Origin of the sequence: Lentibacillus saliphilus (assembly GCF_019093865.1) — a bacterium.
Lineage (GTDB): Bacteria > Bacillota > Bacilli > Bacillales > Amphibacillaceae > Lentibacillus_B > Lentibacillus_B saliphilus.
Genome location: NZ_JABJXD010000003.1, coordinates 203540 through 226775, shown reverse-complemented (window position 1 = coordinate 226775; position 23236 = coordinate 203540). Strand labels below are relative to the sequence as shown.

At 40.6% G+C, this 23236-nt stretch carries 20 protein-coding genes and 1 other annotated feature; of the genes, 17 read left to right on the top strand and 3 right to left on the bottom strand.

Features of this window, described 5'->3' with window-relative positions; all coding sequences use genetic code 11:
• Positions 1 to 379 precede the first annotated feature (379 nt).
• The 3 genes from clpX to yihA all read left to right on the top strand — a co-directional run bounded on the left by clpX (position 380) and on the right by yihA (position 4836).
• Positions 380 to 1660, top strand: coding sequence for an ATP-dependent protease ATP-binding subunit ClpX (gene clpX / locus HPC67_RS07470; protein ID WP_217586878.1), 1281 nt, complete (start codon positions 380 to 382; stop codon positions 1658 to 1660).
• 271 nt (positions 1661 to 1931) lie between these two features.
• Positions 1932 to 4259: an endopeptidase La gene (lon, locus tag HPC67_RS07465; protein WP_217586876.1), complete on the top strand. Its 2328-nt coding sequence runs from the start codon at positions 1932 to 1934 to the stop codon at positions 4257 to 4259.
• Positions 4249 to 4836 (top strand): ribosome biogenesis GTP-binding protein YihA/YsxC, encoded by a 588-nt coding sequence (gene yihA, locus HPC67_RS07460; RefSeq protein WP_217586874.1) that lies wholly within the window; start codon positions 4249 to 4251, stop codon positions 4834 to 4836. Before lon ends, yihA begins: the two co-directional genes overlap by 11 nt.
• Before the next feature lie 112 nt (positions 4837 to 4948).
• Here yihA and HPC67_RS07455 read toward each other — a convergent pair whose 3' ends face one another.
• Positions 4949 to 5161: a hypothetical protein gene (locus HPC67_RS07455; protein ID WP_217586872.1), complete on the bottom strand. Its 213-nt coding sequence runs from the start codon at positions 5159 to 5161 to the stop codon at positions 4949 to 4951.
• A 628-nt stretch (positions 5162 to 5789) separates the two neighbouring features.
• Positions 5790 to 6269 carry a LiaI-LiaF-like domain-containing protein gene (locus HPC67_RS07450; protein WP_217586871.1) on the bottom strand — a complete coding sequence of 160 codons (480 nt, stop codon included), beginning with the start codon at positions 6267 to 6269 and terminating at the stop codon, positions 5790 to 5792.
• Between the two features lie 206 nt (positions 6270 to 6475).
• Between HPC67_RS07450 and hemA the strand changes: the two genes are divergently transcribed.
• The 8 genes from hemA (at position 6476) to HPC67_RS07410 (ending at position 15148) form a co-directional block, all read left to right on the top strand.
• A complete protein-coding gene (gene hemA, locus HPC67_RS07445) occupies positions 6476 to 7846 on the top strand; it encodes a glutamyl-tRNA reductase (protein ID WP_217586870.1) in 1371 nt (456 codons plus the stop codon).
• Positions 7847 to 7860: 14 nt separating this feature from the next.
• Positions 7861 to 8679, top strand: a complete 819-nt coding sequence (locus HPC67_RS07440; protein WP_217586869.1) for a cytochrome C assembly family protein — start codon at positions 7861 to 7863, stop codon at positions 8677 to 8679.
• Positions 8680 to 8697: 18 nt separating this feature from the next.
• Complete coding sequence (hemC, locus tag HPC67_RS07435) at positions 8698 to 9627, top strand: hydroxymethylbilane synthase (RefSeq protein WP_217586868.1); 930 nt, start codon at positions 8698 to 8700, stop codon at positions 9625 to 9627.
• Positions 9627 to 10412: a uroporphyrinogen-III synthase gene (locus HPC67_RS07430; protein ID WP_217586867.1), complete on the top strand. Its 786-nt coding sequence runs from the start codon at positions 9627 to 9629 to the stop codon at positions 10410 to 10412. The genes hemC and HPC67_RS07430 overlap by 1 nt, the downstream gene beginning before the upstream one ends.
• Positions 10405 to 11388, top strand: a complete 984-nt coding sequence (hemB, locus tag HPC67_RS07425; protein ID WP_217586866.1) for a porphobilinogen synthase — start codon at positions 10405 to 10407, stop codon at positions 11386 to 11388. The genes HPC67_RS07430 and hemB overlap by 8 nt, the downstream gene beginning before the upstream one ends.
• Positions 11389 to 11412: 24 nt before the next feature.
• Positions 11413 to 12708, top strand: a complete 1296-nt coding sequence (gene hemL / locus HPC67_RS07420; RefSeq protein WP_217586864.1) for a glutamate-1-semialdehyde 2,1-aminomutase — start codon at positions 11413 to 11415, stop codon at positions 12706 to 12708.
• Positions 12709 to 12864: 156 nt separating this feature from the next.
• Positions 12865 to 14001, top strand: coding sequence for a stage VI sporulation protein D (gene spoVID, locus HPC67_RS07415; protein WP_217586862.1), 1137 nt, complete (start codon positions 12865 to 12867; stop codon positions 13999 to 14001).
• A gap of 112 nt (positions 14002 to 14113) precedes the next feature.
• Complete coding sequence (locus HPC67_RS07410) at positions 14114 to 15148, top strand: phosphotransferase (RefSeq protein WP_217586861.1); 1035 nt, start codon at positions 14114 to 14116, stop codon at positions 15146 to 15148.
• Here the strand turns inward: HPC67_RS07410 and HPC67_RS07405 are convergent.
• Positions 15145 to 15333 carry a hypothetical protein gene (locus tag HPC67_RS07405; RefSeq protein WP_217586860.1) on the bottom strand — a complete coding sequence of 63 codons (189 nt, stop codon included), beginning with the start codon at positions 15331 to 15333 and terminating at the stop codon, positions 15145 to 15147. The genes HPC67_RS07410 and HPC67_RS07405 overlap by 4 nt on opposite strands.
• 141 nt (positions 15334 to 15474) lie before the next feature.
• Positions 15475 to 15733, top strand: a binding site (T-box leader).
• 43 nt (positions 15734 to 15776) lie between these two features.
• Here HPC67_RS07405 and HPC67_RS07400 point away from each other — a divergent pair.
• From HPC67_RS07400 to mreD, 6 genes are all read left to right on the top strand, one after another.
• Entirely contained in the window at positions 15777 to 18422 is a 2646-nt protein-coding gene (locus tag HPC67_RS07400; RefSeq protein WP_217586859.1) for a valine--tRNA ligase, read from the top strand.
• 208 nt (positions 18423 to 18630) lie between these two features.
• Positions 18631 to 19557 carry a hypothetical protein gene (locus HPC67_RS07395; protein WP_217586858.1) on the top strand — a complete coding sequence of 309 codons (927 nt, stop codon included), beginning with the start codon at positions 18631 to 18633 and terminating at the stop codon, positions 19555 to 19557.
• A gap of 193 nt (positions 19558 to 19750) precedes the next feature.
• Positions 19751 to 20440: a RadC family protein gene (gene radC / locus HPC67_RS07390; RefSeq protein ID WP_217586857.1), complete on the top strand. Its 690-nt coding sequence runs from the start codon at positions 19751 to 19753 to the stop codon at positions 20438 to 20440.
• Positions 20441 to 20727: 287 nt separating this feature from the next.
• Positions 20728 to 21768: a rod shape-determining protein gene (locus HPC67_RS07385; RefSeq protein WP_246569817.1), complete on the top strand. Its 1041-nt coding sequence runs from the start codon at positions 20728 to 20730 to the stop codon at positions 21766 to 21768.
• Positions 21769 to 21784: 16 nt separating this feature from the next.
• Positions 21785 to 22660 (top strand): rod shape-determining protein MreC, encoded by an 876-nt coding sequence (mreC, locus tag HPC67_RS07380; RefSeq protein ID WP_217586855.1) that lies wholly within the window; start codon positions 21785 to 21787, stop codon positions 22658 to 22660.
• The gene (gene mreD / locus HPC67_RS07375) at positions 22657 to 23172 is read left to right on the top strand and encodes a rod shape-determining protein MreD (RefSeq protein ID WP_217586854.1); all 516 of its coding nucleotides are present in this window, start codon (positions 22657 to 22659) and stop codon (positions 23170 to 23172) included. The genes mreC and mreD overlap by 4 nt, the downstream gene beginning before the upstream one ends.
• The last annotated feature ends 64 nt before the right edge of the window (positions 23173 to 23236 follow it).

Below are 23236 nucleotides of genomic sequence, written 5' to 3'. Positions count from 1 at the left end.
CTGTAAGTTGGATATGATAAGTCAATATAACAAGGTGCGAAGCATTCGCACCTTGTTTTCAAATTCATGACGTTGTTTGAGTATGAATTGTATGTTTGTAGGGTTATCTTTTACCTTATATACATATACTAGTCATACATCTCCTTCATGGTGTACGGTGTAATCGTTACGATTCTAGAAATATAGGTGATTCGGAACAGTCATTAGCATAAAAAGTTGACATTTATGGGGAAAACTTCATAATAATGACATGTACAACATGAGTGAATTGTTTTGTTTTCTGTTATTGTTCTGATATGATGACTGTGAAGCGATTGAAGCAACCTGAACGATCAGATATGATTTGAAATATGGAGATTAACGTTTAGAGGTGAATAAAGTGTTTAAATTTAACGAAGAAAAAGGACAACTGAAATGCTCGTTCTGTGGTAAAAGTCAAGAACAAGTACGCAAGCTTGTTGCTGGACCGGGTGTTTATATATGCGATGAGTGTATTGAATTATGTACAGAAATCGTTGAAGAAGAATTAGGGACGGATGAAGAAGTTGAATTCACCGATATTCCAAAGCCTAAAGAAATTTGTGACATACTTGATGACTATGTTATTGGCCAGGAAAAGGCGAAGAAAAATTTATCTGTTGCTGTATACAACCATTATAAGCGGATTAACTCTCCGAAAACGACTGGCGATGAAGTTGAGCTTGCTAAAAGTAACATAGCAATGCTTGGACCAACTGGTAGTGGTAAAACATTACTCGCTCAGACGTTGGCTAGAGTCATCAATGTCCCATTTGCAATGGCAGATGCAACATCATTGACAGAAGCTGGTTATGTAGGCGAAGATGTTGAGAATATTCTTTTAAAGTTAATTCAGGCAGCTGATTATGACGTTGAAAAGGCTGAAAAAGGGATTATTTACATTGATGAAATTGATAAGGTTGCGCGTAAATCAGAAAACACATCTATTACAAGAGATGTATCAGGTGAAGGCGTACAACAAGCACTCTTGAAAATTCTCGAGGGTACAGTGGCAAGCGTTCCACCTCAAGGCGGTCGTAAGCATCCACATCAGGAATTCATTCAAATTGACACAACAAATGTTTTGTTTATTGTTGGTGGTGCGTTTGATGGAATTGAGCACATTATTAAACGCCGTCTCGGAAAGAAAGTCATTGGCTTCGGCTCAAATCAAAAGCAAAATGATATGGATAAAGGTGAATTGTTATCCAAAGTGTTGCCTGAAGATTTATTAAGCTATGGCTTGATTCCTGAATTCATCGGCCGAATTCCCGTTATTGGCAGTTTAGAGCCACTTGATGAGGATGCACTCATTTCCATCTTGACGAAACCGAAAAATGCGCTTGTGAAGCAATATATGAAGCTGTTTGAGATGGATGATGTTGAGCTTGTCTTTGATGAAGATGCGCTTACAGAAATTGCTAAAAAAGCAATTGAACGTAAAACAGGTGCACGTGGGTTACGGTCCATTATTGAAAACATTATGTTAGACGTCATGTTTGAACTGCCGTCACGTGAAGACATTGAAAAATGCATCATTACAAAAGAAACAGTTATAAATGAACATGGCAGTCCAAAACTTGTGTTTAATGACGGTACAGTCAAACAAGGTAACGAAAAACTCCCTAAAGAAAGTGCCTAAAAATCATAAAGAAGACGACTTATGGGCTATTTTAATAATGACTGGCTTGCCTGATTAAGACTTCCTGAATTTGATCTCAGGTTGTCCTTTCACGGTGCAAGCCAGTTTTTTGTACAAAAACGTTTCTCACGCTTAAGCCATTTAGAATGAATGTTTACGATCCTTTCCGGTGGCCATAATAACAAATGGTTTATGAAGCTACATAACTTAATTTGAACGACCTCATACATATCACTCATATTTGACACACACTTTTCTGGAGGTTTAAGTCATGCCAAATATAAGCATAGAATTACCATTACTACCATTGCGAGGAGTGCTCGTTTTTCCTTCTATGGTTATGCATCTCGATGTTGGACGAGATAAATCTATCGCTGCTCTGGAAAAAGCAATGATGGGAGATGAACGGATTTTTCTCGTTGCCCAAAAGACAGTTGCCCAGAGTGAGCCGACGCCTGAGGATATTTACCGGGTTGGGACGGTTGCTAAAGTGAAACAGATGCTTAAATTACCGAATGGAACGGTGCGCGTGCTCGTTGAAGGCATTGAGCGTGGGGAAATTATTCGGTATCTTGAAGAAACAGATATATTTATAGCAGAAGTCCAAACGATTCAAGATATTGCTGGAAATGCTTACGAAGATGAAGCGATGAAACGCTCATTGCTTCGTCAGTTTGAACAGTACATAGACGTGTCTCGGAAAATTACGAAGGAAACATATGCATCTGTTGCTGATATAGAAGAACCCAGTCGGTTAGCCGATATGATCGCATCCCATCTCACTGTTAATATGAAGGACAAGCAGGATTTGCTTGAAACAGAGCACACGACAGAACGGTTACGAAAATTACTTAAGCTGATTTCGAATGAAAAAAAAGTGCTTGATCTGGAGAAAAAGATTGGTGATCGGGTCAAAACCTCAATGGAGCAGACGCAGAAGGAATATTATTTAAGAGAACAAATGAAGGCCATTCAGAAAGAACTAGGAGACAAGGACGGTAAGCTTTCTGAGATAGACAGGCTTCAAGAAAAAATTGACAAAGCAAACATGCCTGATAGAATTTATCAAGCTGCGATGAAAGAACTCAAACGTTATGAGCAAGTCCCAAAATCGTCAGCAGAAAGTAATATCATTTATAATTATTTAGATTGGCTCATTTCGTTGCCATGGACAGCTGAGACAGAAGATAATATTGATATTGATCGAGCAGAAACGATTTTAGATGAAGATCATTATGGGTTGAAAAAAGTAAAAGAACGCATTCTTGAGTATTTGGCTGTAAAAAAACTGACTGAGACGATAAAAGGACCCATTTTATGCCTCGTAGGACCACCAGGTGTTGGTAAAACATCACTTGCTAGATCCATTGCAACGTCTATTAATCGGAAGTTTGTTCGAATGTCTCTTGGGGGTGTCCGTGACGAAGCGGAAATTCGTGGTCACCGTAGAACTTATATCGGCGCAATGCCTGGGCGCGTGATTCAAGGAATGAAAAAAGCGAAGACAGTCAATCCTGTTTTTTTACTTGATGAGATTGATAAAATGGCTAATGATTTTCGTGGTGACCCTTCAGCGGCTATGCTTGAGGTCCTTGATCCAGAGCAAAACAATACATTTAGTGATCATTTTATTGAAGAGCCGTACGATCTTTCTAATGTCATGTTTATTGCAACGGCCAATTATGTGAATCATATTCCAGCGCCACTTTTGGATCGGATGGAGCTCATATCGATTGCGGGGTATACAGAGGTTGAAAAGCGTCATATTGCCCAAGAGCATCTTTTACCAAAACAGCTGAAAGAAAATGGCTTGAGCAAAGGACAGCTCCAAATACGTGATGACGCCTTTATGCAATTAATCCGTACGTACACAAGAGAAGCGGGTGTTCGGAACCTCGAAAGGCAAATTGCGACGTTATGTCGTAAAGCGGCGCGAGTGATCATCTCAGGCGAGAAAAAGCGTGTTGTAGTGACTGTCAATAATTTAGAGGATATACTAGGGAAGCCTCTGTATCGTTATGGCCGAATGGAAGAAGAGGATCAGATTGGGACAGCGACGGGTCTCGCATATACAGCAGCAGGTGGCGATACATTAGCGATTGAGGTGTCACATTATCCCGGTAAAGGGAAATTAACGCTCACCGGTAAACTCGGCGATGTGATGCAAGAGTCTGCACAAGCTGCATTTAGTTATATTCGGTCACGAGCAGATGAGTTAAATATCGATCCGGATTTTTATGAACAATACGACATTCATATTCATGTGCCTGAAGGTGCGACACCGAAAGATGGGCCTTCTGCGGGAATTACAATTGCGACAGCACTTGTTTCATCATTAACCGGTCGAGCTGTTAAGAAAGAGGTCGGCATGACGGGTGAAATTACGTTAAGAGGACGTGTGCTGCCAATTGGTGGTTTAAAAGAAAAGTCTCTTAGTGCACATCGCGCAGGCATTACAACGATTATCCTTCCAGAGGATAATAAGAAAGACATAGAAGACATACCTGAAAGCGTTCGTTCCGAGCTGACATTTATTCCTGTTCAGCATCTGGATGACGTCTTAAAGGTTGCATTGGTGGGGAAAAATAATGAAAATTAATCAAGCAGAAATTGTCATTAGTGCTGTTAGTGAGGCGCAATATCCAAACGATCAATTGCCGGAGATTGCCTTGGCTGGTCGTTCAAACGTAGGAAAATCATCCTTTATTAATAAGATGATCAATCGAAAAAACTTAGCACGCACATCATCAAAGCCAGGTAAAACAAGAACATTGAACTTTTATAAAATTAATGAAGCATTTCATTTCGTTGATGTACCTGGCTATGGCTATGCGAAAGTGTCTAAGAAAGAGCGTGATAAATGGGGCACAATGATGGAGACGTATTTCGAGTCGCGTCAATCACTAAAAGGTGTTCTTCTTATTGTAGACTTAAGGCATGAACCAACAAAAGATGATATTTTAATGTACGATTATCTTAAGCACTTTGATCGACCAATTATAGTTGTAGCTACCAAACTTGATAAAGTTCCTAAAAGTAAACAAGCGAAGCATATTAAACGTGTTAAGCAAACGTTGAATTTAGATCAAGAAGATGTACTACTCACCTTTTCAGCAGAAACAGGAGACGGCAAAGAATTAGCATGGCGTCATTTAGAGCGTCTTATTAAATCATAAAATAGTGAGCTTTGGACATAACCAAAAGTTTAACTCAGAAAACGATCAATACTCAACATTAGCTCTGGAAATATACGTAGACCCCGCAGTGCGTGGGGAAGGAAGGCTAAAGTCACGACGACAATCGCCACGCCTTCATGACCAACGTCCTGTTGGCCCGAGGCTCACCGAGGGGATGGTCGACTAAGTTCGGCGCGTCCTGCGCCAACGTCGACACTAAACCGTCCTGGTTGTCGGTCGTTAAGTTCGGCGCGTCCTGCGCCAACGTCGACACTAAACCGTCCTGGTTGTCGTTCGTTAAGTTCGGTGCGTCCTGCACCAACATCGAACGACTAACCTCCTGTTAGCCCACGGTCACCTAAGTTCGGTTACGTCCTGTGACCAACGCCGACACTAAAACATCGTGTTCGTCGGTCGCTTAAATACGGTGCGTCCTGCGCCAACATCGACACTAAACCGTCCTGGGTGTCGGTCGTTAAGTTCGGCGCGTCCTGTGCCAACGTCGACACTAAACCGTCCTAGTTGTCGTTCGTTAAGTTCGGTGCGTCCTGCTCCAACATCGAACGACTAACCTCCTGTTAGCCCACGGTCACCTAAGTTCGGTTACGTCCTGTGACCAACGCCGACACTAAAACATCGTGTTCGTCGGTCGATTAAATACGGTGCGTCCTGCACCAACATCGACACTAAACCGTCCTGGTTGTCGTTCGTTAAGTTCGGTGCGTCCTGCACCAACAGCGAACGACTAACCTCCTGTTAGCCCACGGTCACCTAAGTTCGGTTACGTCCTGTGACCAACGCCGACACTAAAACATCGTGTTCGTCGGTCGATTAAATACGGTGCGTCCTGCACCAACATCGACACTAAACCGTCCTGGTTGTCGGTCGCGTAGTATATTTCCGGAGCGGTTGTATTGTTCGTATTTTTATTCGGTTAACTCTATATCCTTGGCTCATTTCTTTTTTAAAAAATAAATACCGAGTATGATTAATGCGACAGGCCAAAATCTCTCCAAAAAGCTCACAATATCGTAAACCCACGAAAGCTGCTTTGGAATGTCCACAGAAAAAATGAATAAGAGCGAGAAACCAATGAGTATGCCAGCAGGTAACAGTCCTCTTTTAGTCCGCATATATCTTATAAAGAAGGCTATACCGACAATTAACGTGTACATTGCCCAATGATCCGGCCAAAACGGATAATGCTCTAATCCATGAAAATGAATACCAATCCCCATTAAAAAACTACCTGTAAAAAGATTTTGATGTTGCCGTGATTGGATTGCATGTATCAAAAATGCCAATCCTATGATGATAAGAAGCGTAGGCCATGAATAAAAGTCGGTGAAAATAGGGATTTTAAGCTGTCTCAATAAAAAGTAAGTCCCAATTCCGATAAGCAGATAAGCTGTAAATGTATGTTGTTTCTTCAATAATACGCACAACTCCTTTGATCTATTTTTACCTAGATACGATTTACTTGCCTTACATTTGGGCGTATGTTAAGTTAGCAACGGTATCTATCTGTACGTATTATCGTATCATAATGTTCATGCCTTGTTCATATTTAACGGGAAAACAAGTTATCGAGTGTGTTAAAATGAATTCGAGTATGTGTTCCAATTATGGGGGGATTATTGTGCACATCATAAGGGTCGGATTTAATTATAAGACAACCCCTTTGGAGATAAGGGAAGCATTTACATTTTCAGAGCAACGCCTAAATGAGGCGGTTAAGCAGCTATCTACAGAAAAAAGCATTTTGGAAAATGTCATTATCTCTACTTGCAACAGGACAGAAATATACGTTGTTGCAGATCAACTTCATACAGGTCGCTATTACGTTAAGCGGTTCTTAGCAAATTGGTTTCAAGTTCCTATGGAAGATTTCGCTATTTATTTGCAAATTGCTGAAAATGATGAAGCAATTGAGCATCTTTTTAAAGTAACAAGTGGTTTAGATTCAATGGTCCTTGGTGAAACACAAATTCTCGGTCAGGTCAGGGACGCATTTATGGTTGCTCAAAACGAACAGGTTACAGGTACGATTTTTAATGAGTTGTTTAAGCGTGCCATTAGCTTTGCCAAGCGTGCACATAGTGAAACCGGTATCGGTGCTCAAGCTGTATCGACGAGTTATGCTGCCGTAGAATTAGCAAAAAAAATATTTGGCGACTTGAGCGCAAAGCATGTCACGATATTGGGTGCTGGTGAGATGAGTGAGCTGTCTGCAAAAAACTTACAAGGAGCTGGTGTCGATCAGATAACCGTCGTGAACCGCTCAATGTCGAATGCAGAAGCGCTTGCTGCTAAGTTTGGTGCTCAAGCTGATACGATCGACCATATATCGCACGTATTAAAAGAAACGGACATTGTCATCAGTTCTACGGGAGCACATGTAGCAATTTTGACCAAAGATATGGTTCAAGCCATTCAAGTTCAAAGAAAAGGTGCTCCTTTATTTATTGTCGATATTGCTGTCCCAAGAGATGTTGAAGCTTCAGTTGAGACGATTGACAATGTCTTTTTATATGATATTGATGACTTACAGCATATTGTGGATGAGAATTTAGCAGCACGACAAGCCGCGGCGACCAAAATTGATCTATTAATAGAAGAGGAAATGGTGTATTTCACCGAATGGATTCAGACGCTCGGTGTCGTTCCTGTTATAACAGCTCTTAGACAAAAAGCTTTATTGATACAGGCAAACACAATGGAAAGCATCGAAAGGAAAATGCCTGATTTGACTGCGCGGGAAAAGAAAGTGTTGAATAAACATACGAAAAGTATTGTTAATCAACTTTTAAAAGAACCGATTAAGCAGGTTAAAGAATTGGCTGCATCTGATCAGCGTGAAGACGCCTTAAATTTATTTATGAACATGTTTGATATTCATGATGATGTGCAAGCTTTGCTGAAAGAGCAATCTAATACTGATGGTAAGATCAAGCCAGCTAACCATAACAACATATCCTTTCCTTTATTAAATCATCTTACCTCTAAATAAGAAAGGGTATTGCGATGTTTGAAACAGTTAGGTTTATCGAAATTGTATTATTAATATATGGTCTGAGCTTGATTGGATATTTCTTGGATTTTCTTCAGCATAACCAGAGGGTGAATCAATTCGCCTTCTGGTTACTTGGCATTGTATGGGCCATACAGAGCATTTATTTACTCGACAGTTTGTTTCAAGCACAGAGCTTACCGATTGCCAACTTGCGTGACGGGCTATTTTTTTATTCTTGGATTTTAGTAACGTTTTCCCTTGTTATTAATCGGCTGTTTAAAATCCATTTCATTGTCTTGTTCACAAATGTATTTAGCTTCTTTATTCTTTTGTTATATATGTTTTCCCATGCAGAACAGCAATCTGTCAGGATGAGTGTTCAACTGGCGAATGAGATTTTAATCATACATATTGCCTTATCAATTATGTCCTATGGTTTTTTTACAATTGGCTTTTTATTATCAATGATGCACGGCTTACAATATTACTTCTTAAAGCATAAAACAGGTCTTCGCTGGATGTGGCGTTTCGGTGATTTACATCGTCTTGACCAGTTGTCATTTTGGGCTAATGCTCTTGGGATACCTTTGTTGATGATTGGTCTTATGTTGGGAGTTGTGTGGGCGTATACATCGGGTGCAGAATTTTATTGGTTTGATATGAAAACAATCGGATCTTTTGTATTGTTGGGCGTGTATATCATCTATTTGTTTGTGAGAATGGGCTGGCGATATGAGAAACAAAAAACATCGTATTTTCAGCTCTTGGCATTTTTGTTGTTGCTCATTAACTTTTTCTTATTTGGTGTTTTCTCAGATTTTCATTTTTAAGTTTATGGAGGTATAGACATGCGAAAAATAACAGTAGGCTCCAGACGAAGTAACCTCGCATTAACTCAGACGAACTGGGTTATTGATCAACTGAAACAAGCTGGTGTTCAAAATGAGATAGAGGTGAAGGAAATTGTTACGAAGGGGGACAAAATTCTTAACGTAACGCTTTCAAAGGTCGGTGGAAAAGGCTTGTTCGTCAAGGAAATAGAGGAAGCAATGTATCATAAGGAAGTAGATTTGGCTGTTCATAGTATGAAGGATATGCCGTCAGTTATGCCAGACGGATTAACAATCGCTTGTATTCCAGAAAGAGAAGATCATAGAGATGCTTACATAGCGAAAGATCATCGTTTACTTAAGGACTTACCAGCTGGTGCGATTGTGGGCACGAGTAGTTTAAGGCGGTCGGCACAAATTCTGGCAATAAGACCAGATCTTGAAATCAAGTGGATCCGTGGCAATATAGAAACACGGTTAAGAAAGTTACAGGAAGAAGACTATGATGCCATTATTCTGGCTGTTTCAGGCTTGAAACGTGTTGGGTTAAGTGAAACATTAATTACCGAATATTTAGATGCGGATTTATGTGTGCCTGCAGTTGGACAAGGTGCACTTGCGATTGAATGTAGAGAGAATGACGTTGAACTGAAGGAAATACTCGGTTTAATACATGATGAAGATACAGCTCGGACAGTTCGAGCTGAACGCACATTTTTGAGGCTCCTTGAAGGAGGATGTCAGGTTCCTATTGGTGGTTATGCTTACCTTGATGGTGATGACATCGTTTTAACAGCTCTTGTTGGAACGCCTGATGGCAAAACGATACTTAAAGAAACAGTGCGCGGAAAAGATCCTGAAGTGGTTGGTGAAGAAGCAGCACGTTCTTTAATTGACCAGGGTGCAAAGCAAATCGTCAATGATGTACTTGAGGAGCTCGACACCTGATGTGTGCATCTTTAAAAGGACGAACGGTTTTAATTACACGGGAACAAAAGCAAGCACAGATATTTGCAAAACAGATCGTATCTCGTGGTGGCGTGCCGTTAGAAGCACCTTTGCTTCGTATTCAATGTACATGTACAGAAGCTAAAACAAAGCAACACGTGCCATTTAATCAATATGATTGGCTGTTCTTTACGAGTGCGAATGGTGTCCATTGCTTTTTTCAGGCCGTGCAAGCGTACGGTGTTGATTTAAGTGTGTTAAAAAACGTTCATATCGCTGCAGTTGGACCAAAAACCGATGCAGCGATACAAGCCTATGGTCTAAAGAGCGCATTTATACCGTCAGTTTACAATGCTGATACAATGACAGCAGAATTTCTGCCGCAAGCCGAGCACAAGAGCCGTATATTACTGATTCAAGGGAACTGGTCTAGACAGATTTTACCTGATTTTTTTACGGCACAATCGTTAGAATTTGATGTCCTTGAAGCTTATGAAACGTCTATAGATGCTTCAGCTGCTGATAATCTGAACGCCGTTTTAAAAACGAAACGGATTGATTTCTTAACATTCACCAGTCCTTCAACTGTTAGCGCATTTGTTTCAATGGCTGATCAAATGCTTTATAGCCTTGAAGATGATGTCTGTGTGTGTATCGGAACGACGACTGAACATAAGGCACGTGCACTAGGGTTTAAACACATATTAACACCAAAGCAGTTTACAATAGATGGGATGCTTAATGAAATGACTGCTTATATTGAAAGGATGGAAGACAATGGATGAACAGCTTCAGTTTAAACGTCATCGTCGCTTGCGCTCTTCACAAGCAATGCGGGCGATCGTACGTGAACATCATGTGCGAGTGGATGATTTAATTTATCCTTTATTTATAAAAGAAGGGCAGCAAATTAAACAAGAAGTTCCGTCAATGCCAGGTGTTTATCATCTATCACTTGATCAGCTAGCAGAAGAAATTATTGAGATCAGTCATAGTGGGATTAAAGCTGTTTTATTATTTGGCGTGCCGAATGAAAAAGACGAAATAGGATCTGGTGCTTATGCCGATTCAGGGATTGTTCAACAGGCCATTCAACTCATCAAACAGAACGTACCTGAAATGCTCGTCATTGCCGACACATGCCTTTGCGAATTTACTTCTCATGGTCATTGTGGTGTCATACATCATCATGATGTAGACAATGATGCTTCACTTGAGTTACTTGCCCGTACGGCTGTTAGTCAAGCGGAGGCAGGCGCTGATATTATTGCGCCCTCAAATATGATGGATGGATTCGTGACGGTTATTCGTCATGCTTTAGATCGGGCAGGTTATACGAACATCCCTATTATGTCCTATGCTGTCAAATATGCGTCATCATTCTACGGACCATTTCGCGACGCAGCAGAAAGTACACCACAGTTTGGTGACCGTAAAACATATCAAATGGATCCGGCTAACCGTAAGGAAGCGATACGGGAAGCAACGTCAGATGTTGAAGAAGGCGCAGACTTTTTAATTGTGAAGCCTGCTTTATCATATCTTGATATTGTTCGCGACGTTCGTAACGAGACGAACCTGCCTGTAGTGGCATATAATGTAAGTGGTGAGTACTCCATGGTTAAAGCAGCTGCTCTTAATCAATGGATTGATGAGAAGGCCATCGTCATGGAAACCTTAACCGCTATGAAACGAGCTGGCGCAGATTTAATCATTACTTATTTTGCTAAAGATGTCGCGAACTGGCTGAAACAATCCTAAAATATTAATTCGAGGTGTTTATGAATGAAATCATTCGATCGATCAAAAGCTGCATATCAAGAAGCTGTTGAATTAATGCCTGGTGGCGTTAATTCTCCAGTACGTGCTTTTAAATCTGTCGGTATGTCTCCAATTTTTATGTCGCACGGAAAAGGCTCTAAAATATATGATATCGATGGTCACGAATATATTGATTACGTTTTGAGCTGGGGACCGCTTATCCTTGGTCATGCGGAAGAGAATGTTGTTCGAAAGCTTCAAGAAACAGCAGCACTTGGAACAAGCTTTGGTGCACCAACAGAGCTGGAAAATAAATTAGCCGAGCTTGTGATCGACCGCGTCCCATCAATTGAAATGATTCGGATGGTCAATTCAGGTACTGAAGCAACAATGAGTACGCTTCGGCTTGCGAGAGGCTATACTGGCCGGAATAAAATACTTAAATTCGAAGGTAATTACCACGGTCATGGTGATTCATTACTAATAAAGGCCGGATCGGGCGTTGCGACACTAGGGCTGCCAGATAGTCCTGGCGTACCGGAATCGATTGCGCAAAATACGATAACGGTTCCATACAATGATATGGCCAGTGTAAGAGCAGCATTTGAACAATATGGTGATGATATTGCTGGTGTCATTATTGAACCTGTATCAGGAAATATGGGCGTCGTACCTCCACAAGAAAACTTTTTACAAGAACTTCGAGATATTACACAAGAATATGGAACAGTCCTTATTTTTGATGAGGTGATGACCGGATTTAGAGTCGGTTATCATTGTGCCCAAGGTCATTTCGGTGTGACCCCTGACTTAACCTGCCTTGGAAAAGTGATTGGTGGTGGCTTACCTGTTGGCGCTTACGGAGGAAAAAGAGAGATTATGGCTCATGTGGCCCCGAGCGGTTCGATTTATCAAGCGGGTACATTATCAGGCAATCCATTGGCCATGACAGCTGGATATGAAACATTAAAGGCTTTGACTCCAAAAACGTATGAAGCCCTTGGTGAGAAAGTAGATCGTCTTGTAACGGGTTATAAGAATGCAGCTGAAAAACATGGTGTTGATTTGCAAGTTAACCGTGTGGGATCAATGGTTGGAGTGTTCTTCTCTGCAGAACCCGTTATCAATTATGCAACTGCACAGCAAGCAAATCTTGAGCATTTTTCACAGTATTATCGCACGATGATTGAAGAAGGGGTTTTTCTACCGCCTTCTCAATTTGAAGGGTTATTCTTATCTACAGCTCACACAGATGAGGATATTGACCATACAATTAAAGCAGCAGATCGGGCATTTGCTTCCATAAAAGCATCTCTGTAAAGACGGCATAATAGGAAAAAGTCTGGCATTTATATGCCAGACTTTTTCTATTGGTCAATTTTTATCTTAACGCATATACAAAGGGTCGAGGTCATATAGTGGAATTAGGCGTATGAAGTAAAATAGAGCTTGCTTGTCCAGGAAGGAGGATCTAAATTGAACAACGAGGATGCCGTTTTTACGTTTGATTTACATGAGTCGCTTTACTTTCAAAGCGGACAGGAAGTTGCAGAGATGAGAGGGATATCGCTGGATCCAGAGATTGCCATTCAAGATTATGGCGATTATATTGCGATTCGCGGTGTGATTGAATTACAAGGAGAGTATTTGAAGCATCTCCCTATGGCTGATAGTAATATGGTGGATGATTTTGCAGATGATCATTCAAAGCGGTACGTTGAACGTGTGATGGATACAGAGGATCATGCAGCTACATTTATGCATCGTTTCCCTGTCGAAATATCAGTTCCTTCGTACAGAGTAACGGGCTTAGATGATGTTTCGGTCAGCATTGATACATTTGATTATGAGCTGCCAAATCCCACACATTTAAAATTTTCGTCTAAAATAGCCATACATGGTATTCAAGATGAACCGGAAGAAGATGGATATGACGAAAGAGACAGTGAGTTTTCAGAGCGAACAGAGCCAGAGTCCATTGAACAGTTTTCATTTGAAACGAAAAGGCCTTTAGAAGAACCAGAGTCAGTGGAGTCAGAATCATCTTCATCAAATGATGAGGATCTGCAAAATGAGTCAGTATCATCTGAATCCGAAGATAATGTTCTTCATCAAGAATCTGAATCGTCATCGGATGAAAGCAGTTCACGAAATGAATCAGCATCTCATGAAGATGAACAAACAGATAAGGAACGCTGGCAGTGGAAGCAATCACAAACATTAGGGGAATTTTTCGCGAAAGATTCGTCGCCCGAGTCGACGTCAGATGAATCTAGTAACGTTTCAATGGAAGATGCCTATGAATCAAGTGAAATAGAACAAAGCAGTGACTATGACGATGTTTATTTAACAACATCTTCTGATGATTATGAGTCTAGCTCGGAAAATGTAAGAGATGTTATGTATCTTGCTAATATGTTCAAAGAAGAAGAGGAGCATTATGCGAAGATGCGTGTTTGTATCGTCCAATCAGATGATACACTCGATGGAATAGCGTCAAGATATAATGTATTACCTGATCAAATCAGACAAAGTAATCAACTTGAGAGTGATCATGTATCAGAAGGTCAGCTCTTGTTTATTCCATATCAGAAACAAAAAAATAAACAATGACCATGAGGCTGGGACAAAACAAAATTAAATCAAATGACTAAATTTTAGGTTATGTCCCAGCCTCTTATCCTTCCTTATACATATCGGTGGCTATCATTGGAGGGGATTATGTATGGAAGATGATTTGCGAATTCAATCAGTATTGAAGTCATATCACATTCAACCTAGTCACATAACGGCGATAACTGATCGTCTCTTTTACGTAGAGGATGGAAGACAGCAATATGCCGTTAAACAGAGCCGTATGTCGCCTCATACGGCTTTAATGTGGCGTCATGTATATGATGTTGCACACACAAAAGGGTTAAAGTATGTGCTTCCTGTATTTGTCACAAAAGAAGGCATGCTATTTGAACGACGATCTAATACGATTTATTATGTAACCCCTTGGCTTGAGGAGCGATCCGTTCACGAGCAACAGCGAATTCGCAGCATTTATGATGCTTTCGGCTATTTGCATGAAACGACTCGCCAAACTGCCGATGTTGATCATACAGAGACATTAGAGGCTTTTGTTCAATATGAGCAGCTTCTAATCCAAAAGCATAACCGGCTATTGCAGCTCGTGACAACATTTGAACAACAACATTATATGTCGCCATTTCAATTACAAGTATGCACACATTTTGTACATATTGATATAATCATGAACGTTGTATTAGAGCGTATTAACACGTTAGCAGAAGCATTAAAAACAGATCCAGCACAAACAGTCTGTTTATGTCATGGTCAATTTGAGCCAGATCATGTGATTTATCGTCACCAGCCTTATATCATTAATTGGGAAGTTGCCCACTATGGCCATCCGATGCAGGACCTTGCCGACTTTTTACATCGGCGAGGAACAATGCATCGAACTGATGATCATCTTTGGATAGAGGAATTAGAAGCGTATTTTAAATCGTACACGTCAACACATGCTGAACGTGTGTTACTATCCATCTATTTACTTGACCCGCTTCCTTATATCACGATGGTAGAAGATGAGGTGGCATCGCCAAAACATGTATCAATGCTTGAACGTGTTCAACAAATAGAACAGATCTTTCGACGGTTACGCTTCGGAATGAGTTTAGTTGAACAAATGGATCAAATGACGATATTTAATGAATTAGAATCAGATGATGATTGGTATAGTGACGACTAAATCCATTTAAGGTAAAATGCCGTAAAGATAAACACGAGTAAGCCGAGCAAAAGCACATCTAACGTTGTTGGAAAGAACAACGTGCGAATCAGTTGGAAAATGAGAATCGGTAATGTAGCATGTTCACAAATGATGAGACAACGTCGTGCCCATGGTGGGAGACGGTAGCGATAATACCTTGCCATTCATATCACTCCTGCATAATTTATGACGTATGTACAGCATTATATGTATTTGGGTGTGGTTATTGTGATATAATGGTTGCTATAACTTGTGAATATGAGTAAAATAAAAACACATAAGAAACACGTATTAATTTAAATATGTACAATGCGATGATAGGGAAGAGTACTTAACAATAGCCAACAGAGAAGGAATGTAAGCTGAGAATTTCCTGGGAAATGTTGTTAAGGAAGGTCGCCCTTGATGCAGCCAATTCGAACCAATTGCCTTACGACATGTGGGAATTACAGTAAAATTGGCCGGACCTTTGACCGTTATTCAAATTGAATGAGAGTGTACAGTCTGCCAAGCAGTCTGTAAACAAAGGTGGTACCGCGGAAATAATGTCTTTTCGTCCTTGTTGGATGAGAAGGCATTTTTATTTTTTATAGGGAGGAAAAAACATATGTCAGAACAGAATGAACATGTATTGCCGCCAAAATACAATCCTACTGATGTTGAAAATGGCCGGTATCAATTTTGGCTTGATGGTGAATTCTTTAAAGCGGGTAAGGACCAAAGCAAGCCACCCTTCACGGTTGTGATTCCACCACCTAACGTGACAGGAAGACTTCACCTTGGTCATGCTTGGGATACAGCGATGCAGGACACAATTACGCGCATGAAACGGATGCAGGGATATGATGTCCTATGGCTTCCTGGTATGGACCATGCAGGTATCGCAACTCAAGCAAAGGTCGAAGCTAAGTTACGTGAACAAGGCAAGAGTCGTTATGATCTGGGCCGGGAGAAATTTTTAGAAACGGCTTGGGAATGGAAAGAGGAGTATGCGCAATTTATTCGTGATCAATGGGAAAAAATTGGTCTCGGTGTTGATTATTCAAGAGAACGTTTTACCCTTGATCAAGGCTTGTCAGATGCCGTTAAAGAAGTGTTTGTTAAATTGTATGAAGAAGGCCTGATCTATCGAGGCGAATATATTATTAACTGGGATCCTGCTACGAAAACAGCTTTGTCAGATATCGAGGTTATTTACGAAGAAGTGCAAGGCCATTTTTATCACATGCGTTATCCGATCAAGGACAGCGATGAGACGATTGAGATTGCCACGACACGTCCAGAAACGATGCTCGGCGATACGGCAGTTGCTGTACACCCTAAGGATGATCGGTATAGTCATTTAATTGGCAAAAAAGTTATCTTGCCAATCGTCGGTCGTGAAATTGAAATCGTAGCAGATGATTATGTTGATATGGAATTCGGTTCTGGTGCTGTTAAAATCACACCAGCCCATGATCCAAATGATTTTGAAATCGGTAATCGCCACAATTTGGACCGTGTACTCGTCATGCATGAAGACGGAACGATGAATGCAAATGCCGGAAAATATGAAGGTATGGATCGGTTCGAATGTCGCAAACAAATTGTTCGTGACTTACAAGATATGGATGTTCTCTTTAAAATTGAAGACCATGTTCATCAAGTTGGTCATTCTGAGCGCAGTGGTGCCGTCGTTGAACCGTACTTATCAACACAATGGTTTGTTCACATGCAGCCACTAGCTGATGGTGCACTCGACATGCAGCAAGGTGAAGATAAGGTTGACTTTTTCCCTGCGAGATTTGAGCGAACGTATCAAAACTGGATGGATAACATAAGAGATTGGTGTATTTCTCGACAGTTATGGTGGGGGCACCAAATACCAGCTTGGTATCATAAGGAAACTGGTGAAGTCTATGTTGCGAAAGAGCCACCAGCGGATATTGAAAACTGGAAGCAAGACGAAGATGTACTTGATACGTGGTTTTCATCGGCATTATGGCCATTCTCTACAATGGGCTGGCCTAACGAAGAAGCTGAAGATTTTAAACGTTATTTCCCGACAGATGTACTCGTTACGGGGTATGACATTATTTTCTTCTGGGTTGCACGTATGATCTTCCAATCGAATAAATTTACTGGCGAGCGTCCATTTAAAGATGTCTTGCTGCATGGCTTAATTCGAGATTCCGAGGGTCGGAAAATGAGTAAGTCGCTTGGCAATGGTGTCGATCCAATGGATGTTATTGATCAGTATGGTGCTGATTCATTACGGTATTTCCTCTTAACTGGCTCTACACCAGGTCAGGATTTACGTTTTTATTGGGAAAAGGTTGAGTCAACGTGGAATTTTGCCAACAAAGTATGGAATGCGTCACGTTTCTCATTAATGAACATGGAAGGATTCACTTATGATGACATTGATTTAACAGGTGAATTGTCATTAGCTGACAAATGGATTTTAACCCGTTTAAATGAGGCGATTGAGCATGTGACTGAGAACAGTGATAAATATGAATTCGGTGAAGCTGGTCGCCATCTATACAACTTCATCTGGGATGACTTATGTGACTGGTATATTGAAATGGCTAAGATTCCGTTATATGGCGATGATGAAGTGGCTAAAAGAACGACACAATCTGTTCTTGCCTATGTACTTGATCAGACAATGCGTATGCTGCACCCATTTATGCCATTTATAACAGAGGAAATCTGGCAAAAGCTGCCACACGAGGGACCGTCAATTACCGTCGCAAGTTGGCCACAAGTGCGTAAAGACCTCCATGATCATCAAGCGGCGACAGAAATGAAGCGACTCGTTTCAATTATTAAATCAGTTCGTAATATCCGTGCAGAGGTCGATACACCGATGTCAAAACAGATCAAGCTGTTCATTAAGGCGGAAAATGAAGCGATCGCTGATGAATTACAAAGTGAACGTTCTTATATCGAACGGTTCTGTAATCCAGGTGAATTAATCATTGATACGTCATTCGAAGTTCCGGAAAAAGCGATGTCTGCAGTGGTGACAGGTGCTGAATTGTTTTTACCGTTAGAAGGGTTGATTGATTTCGACAAAGAAATCGCACGCCTTAATAAAGAATTGGAGAAGTGGACGAAAGAGGTAGAACGCGTTCAGAAGAAATTAGGCAATGCCAAGTTTGTTGAAAAGGCACCAGAAGCAGTTGTGAATGAGGAAAAGGCAAAAGAAAAGGATTATTTAGAGAAACAGGCGAAAGTGAAAGCCCGTATTGAAGAATTGCAGCAATAGCAATATTAAACGCGCACGACCTCCTAATTGACGTGAGGTTGTGCGCGTTTGTGTGTTTATGCAATAACTTCGTTTCAGGCGGGTGTTCCCGTTCGTGGTTAGACTGCAAAAAATGTCAAAATGTTTTCGGGTTATTTGACATAGCTCGTCTTACTTTTCAAAGATTGTATGCTAGAGTGAATAAAAGCGCGTAAAGTGAGGGGAGATTGTGAGACGACGAAAACATGATATTGAATTGTGGATTAATGGAAAAAAAACATATGCCAAACGGGATAAGACTTCTGATCATCATCAATCATCCTTACGAGATCCGTCGAACTTTTATGAGGAGGCAGCGAGTGTTGAAGAAGAACGACATAATGATGTCCCTGTCTATTCAAGGACGTATTCAGGTCATAGATTTATGAAGAAAAGTCGATATTTTGGACATTTTCAGCTTAGATCGATCGTGATTGCTGTATTTTCCGCAGTTGCAATTGGACTTTGTCTAGGATTTATTATGTTGTTTATCATGGGAGGGGGAACAGATGACCAATCAACAGCATCAAATGGTTCAAATGGTATGTCTGATCAAGGTACTGACAACCAAGATACGGAGGATACAATCGGCGGAAATAGTGAGCGAACGATGAAGCCGATGCAAGCATTTGTTTTGCAAGGTGGTGTGTTCAGCTCCGATGAAAACGCCCAGTCATTTGAGCAGTCGTTTCGAGATAGTGGTTTTTCACCTGTTATTTGGGAGCGGGATGGCACCTTTTATTTGTTTTTAGGGGTGACTCAGACGAAGCAACAAGGCTCTGCAATTACGGAGGCCTATTCTGACCACGATATTTATGTGAAGGAATGGAATTTAGAAGCCGCAACCCTTAAATTAGATTCCCATATGTTTGCGTGGCTTGAAGCTGTGCAGTCAACATGGCAGCAATCTCTTCAAAAAGTAAGTGAAAAAAACGTCATAGATGCTTCAGCTTGGCAAGCGATTATTAATGATTATCCGAATCAGAGTGAACGCTTTTTAGAACTCTACAACGTAATCAAGAATGGGCAAGAAGAGATGCAAACCTCAGATTCCATGAGCCAACAAGCATTTCTGTTGAAAATATGGAAGCAATGGGAAAAGAGTATGTTAGAGTGAAAATAAGGAACAGTTTATGATGCCTGCTGTCTATATTTTCATTTTGATTCCAATGATCCCTCTTAAAATGATTGTTTCGCATCCATAAAACGACAGTTTCTCATCGTTTAGAAGATTAAATTCGGTTTTTCACGATTTGCTGCTTGGGGGCGATCTCGCTAAACTAGAGGCTATTAGTAAAGGAGCTGATCATATGTCTCAACCATCCATTATGATTAAACATGTCCCTAAGGAAGATCGTCCCCGTGAACGATTAATACAATACGGAGGGACACATCTGTCGAATTCCGAGTTATTGGCAATCTTGCTCGGGAGTGGAACGAAGGATGAGTCTGTAATGGCATTAGCCAATCGTGTTCTGATGCATTTTGAAGGGATCAACTTGCTAAAAAATGCTACAATTGAAGAGTTAACAGCTATTAAAGGAATTGGCGATGCGAAGGGGGTTGTCATTTTAGCCGCCCTAGAGCTTGGAAAGCGTATCAATCAATTTAAACCAGATGAAAGATATGTTATTCGATCACCAGAAGATGGTGCGGATTATGTTATGGAAGAGATGCGACAACTGAATCAAGAACATTTCGTCGTTTTATTTCTCGACACTAAAAATCAAGTCATTCATCGGCAAACCATTTTTATTGGCAGTCTTAACGCCTCTATCGTACATCCTCGAGAAGTTTTTCGTGAAGCGGTAAAACGCTCTGCGGCCTCTATCATATGTGTCCATAATCATCCTTCCGGGGATCCGACACCTTCACGAGAAGATATCCATGTGACCAAACGTCTGGCAGAGTCCGGAAAGCTCGTTGGCATTGAATTGCTCGATCATATCGTCATTGGAGATCGTAAGTTTGTTTCACTAAAAGAAAAAGGCTATTTATAAGACTATCAATTTGTATTGTTTTTTCGTATAATTGAATAGACAACCTATTAGTTGGCGCCGCTTTTCATTAAAATGTGTGTATGATGCATAACGTTGATCACAACACATGATCCATAAGGAACATTAATGAAAAATGGCGCCTGTTATATTCATTAAATTTTAAATCAAATTAAATTACGGTAAAGCTGTATCGTCCTCATCAAAGGAAGAGGCGTTACATAATATATTGTCAGGTAAGCGAAACTAATAGCAACCAATGAATGGCAGATTGGAAAGGGAGATCATGTTTGGGTATATTTAGTTTGTCTCAAGATCTTGGTGTTGATTTAGGCACTGCGAATACGCTTGTTTTTGTAAAAGGAAAAGGTGTCGTGCTCAGAGAGCCGTCCGTTGTAGCTAAAAATTTAGAAACTGGACAGATTGAGGCTGTTGGCAGTTCTGCCAGAAATATGATTGGTAGAACCCCAGGTAACATATCTGTCATTCGACCAATGAAAGACGGCGTGATTGCCGATTACGATACAACAGCTGTCATGATGAAGTACTTTATTAAAAAGGCAATGAAAAAGCGTTCTCTAATAGCAGGTAAGCCAAATGTGATGATATGTGTCCCATCAGGCATTACGATGGTTGAAGAACGCGCTGTTGTCGACGCATCAAAACAAGCGGGTGCTAAAGAAGCGTATCCAATCGCAGAACCATTCGCGGCAGCAATTGGTGCAGGATTACCTGTTTGGGAACCAACAGGTAGTATGATCGTTGATATAGGTGGCGGGACAACAGAAGTAGCGGTCATTTCGCTTGGTGGAATCGTTACGAGTCGTTCTATTCGTACAGCTGGAGATAATATGGATGATGCGATAATGACCTATATACGCAAGCATTATAACTTAATGATTGGAGAACGAACGGCAGAGTCGATTAAGATGGATATCGGTATGGCGGGAGAAATAATAGAAGACCGTGAAATAGACATTAGAGGACGTGACCTTCTGACAGGACTTCCTCAAACAATATCGATTCGTTCATCCGAAATCCGCGATGCTTTAAATGACACATTTGATGCAATTGTTAATGCAGTAAAGGATACATTGGAACAAACACCACCAGAGCTTGCGGCTGACATTATGGATCGTGGAATTGTATTATCAGGTGGAGGGGCTTTGCTCCATAACCTTGATCAGATGATTAGTGAAGCAACAAAGATGCCAGTATTTGTGACAGAGGACCCATTAGACAGTGTGGCGATCGGAACAGGAAAATCTCTCGACTATATCCAGCATTTCCGCACACATCCGAATGTTTCAACACGATCCGCTCGTGATTAAGTAAGTAGGTGTAAAGATGAATTTTTTTCGAAAAAAACGTTTATTTATTTTTTTAATGAGCATGATCTTGCTCGTTGTAATGATCGGCTTTTCTATAAATGGGCGATCTTATTTAACAACACCAGAACAATTTATTAATGATACGGTTGGCTGGGCACAAAACTTGGTGAAAGCCCCTGTTGATTATATTACAACGCTTGTGTCTGATGTAGAACATATCAAGAATACGTATGAAGAAAACAAAATTTTAAGAGAGAAACTGTCAGAGTACAAAAATTTAATATATCAGGTACAAGAGATCAAGAAAGAGAACGATGAATTAAGGGATACACTTGATAAGACGGAATCTATACGAGATTTCAAGCCAATTCAAGCAACAGTGGTTGCCCGCTCACCCGAGAGATGGATTGAGCAAGTCACAATAAATAAAGGATTACAAGCAGGTGTTGAGCCTAATATGGCCGTCATTACTGCGGATGGGATGATTGGTAAAATTCAGACCGCATCCGAATTCACATCGACTGTTCAATTGTTATCAGGTTTCGATCAGTTGAACCGGATATCTGCAACGATTTCTCGTGAAGAGGATCCTATTTTTGGATTGATTGAAGGATACGACAAAAAAACAGATACATTAATGTTTAAGATTATTGATCACTCTGGTGGGGCGATAGAAAAAGGAGAGCTTGTTGTATCATCTGGTATGGGCGGCGTTTTTCCAGCGGGTTTATCGATTGGAACCGTTAAAGATGTCGTACCTGACCAATACGGCTTGACAAACACTGCGCTCGTTAAGCCAGCAGCGAACATGTATGAAGTGAACAATGTAATTGTCGTTAGTAGAACAATGGTTGGCAACGCGGATAAAGATCAGCAGGAGGGGGCAGAATGAAGCGCTTATACGTCCCTTTACTATTGTTTTTTTTGATCGTGGTAGAAGGTATTGCTTTGGAAATTCTTCCGGCTGATGTCGTTGCTGGTGAATCAATGATTATACCGCATTGGTTATTAATTGCATTGGTATTTTCCAGTATTTTCTATGATCGAGAACAATCTTGGCTAAGTGTTGGCTATGCGCTCTTATTTGGATTTCTATTTGACATTGCATATACAGGCATTTTAGGGGTGTATATGTTTAGCTATGGCGTCGCTATTTATGTAACGCATAGTTTAAAGAAATACTTGCAATCCAATATATATACAGCAATGATGATTGGTACTTTAGCAATCATTGTTGCTGATGGCATTATAGAAGTTATTTTCAGCTTGGTTGGCTTCGCTAACATTTCTTTATCCGAATATATAATGTTCCGTCTTGTGCCTACAATATTGGCCAACCTACTATTTTTAATTGCATCTTATCCAATTTTGAAACATTGGCTGATGAAATGGGGAAGCGATTAACAGATTGCTTTAAGTAATTGCGTATATGAACGATATTTAAAGTATACTTATAGCACCACATAAG

Coding starts and splice junctions, on each gene's coding strand:
- HPC67_RS07430 (WP_217586867.1), top strand. CDS start 9,627: ATGTGTGCATCTTTAAAAGGACGAACGGTTTTAATTACACGGGAACAA.
- yihA (WP_217586874.1), top strand. CDS start 4,249: ATGAAAATTAATCAAGCAGAAATTGTCATTAGTGCTGTTAGTGAGGCG.
- hemL (WP_217586864.1), top strand. CDS start 11,413: ATGAAATCATTCGATCGATCAAAAGCTGCATATCAAGAAGCTGTTGAA.
- lon (WP_217586876.1), top strand. CDS start 1,932: ATGCCAAATATAAGCATAGAATTACCATTACTACCATTGCGAGGAGTG.
- HPC67_RS07405 (WP_217586860.1), bottom strand. CDS start 15,333: ATGGCAAGGTATTATCGCTACCGTCTCCCACCATGGGCACGACGTTGT.
- HPC67_RS07440 (WP_217586869.1), top strand. CDS start 7,861: ATGTTTGAAACAGTTAGGTTTATCGAAATTGTATTATTAATATATGGT.
- HPC67_RS07410 (WP_217586861.1), top strand. CDS start 14,114: ATGGAAGATGATTTGCGAATTCAATCAGTATTGAAGTCATATCACATT.
- HPC67_RS07400 (WP_217586859.1), top strand. CDS start 15,777: ATGTCAGAACAGAATGAACATGTATTGCCGCCAAAATACAATCCTACT.
- hemB (WP_217586866.1), top strand. CDS start 10,405: ATGGATGAACAGCTTCAGTTTAAACGTCATCGTCGCTTGCGCTCTTCA.
- hemC (WP_217586868.1), top strand. CDS start 8,698: ATGCGAAAAATAACAGTAGGCTCCAGACGAAGTAACCTCGCATTAACT.
- radC (WP_217586857.1), top strand. CDS start 19,751: ATGTCTCAACCATCCATTATGATTAAACATGTCCCTAAGGAAGATCGT.
- mreC (WP_217586855.1), top strand. CDS start 21,785: ATGAATTTTTTTCGAAAAAAACGTTTATTTATTTTTTTAATGAGCATG.
- mreD (WP_217586854.1), top strand. CDS start 22,657: ATGAAGCGCTTATACGTCCCTTTACTATTGTTTTTTTTGATCGTGGTA.
- HPC67_RS07455 (WP_217586872.1), bottom strand. CDS start 5,161: ATGTTGGTGCAGGACGCACCGAACTTAACGAACGACAACCAGGACGGT.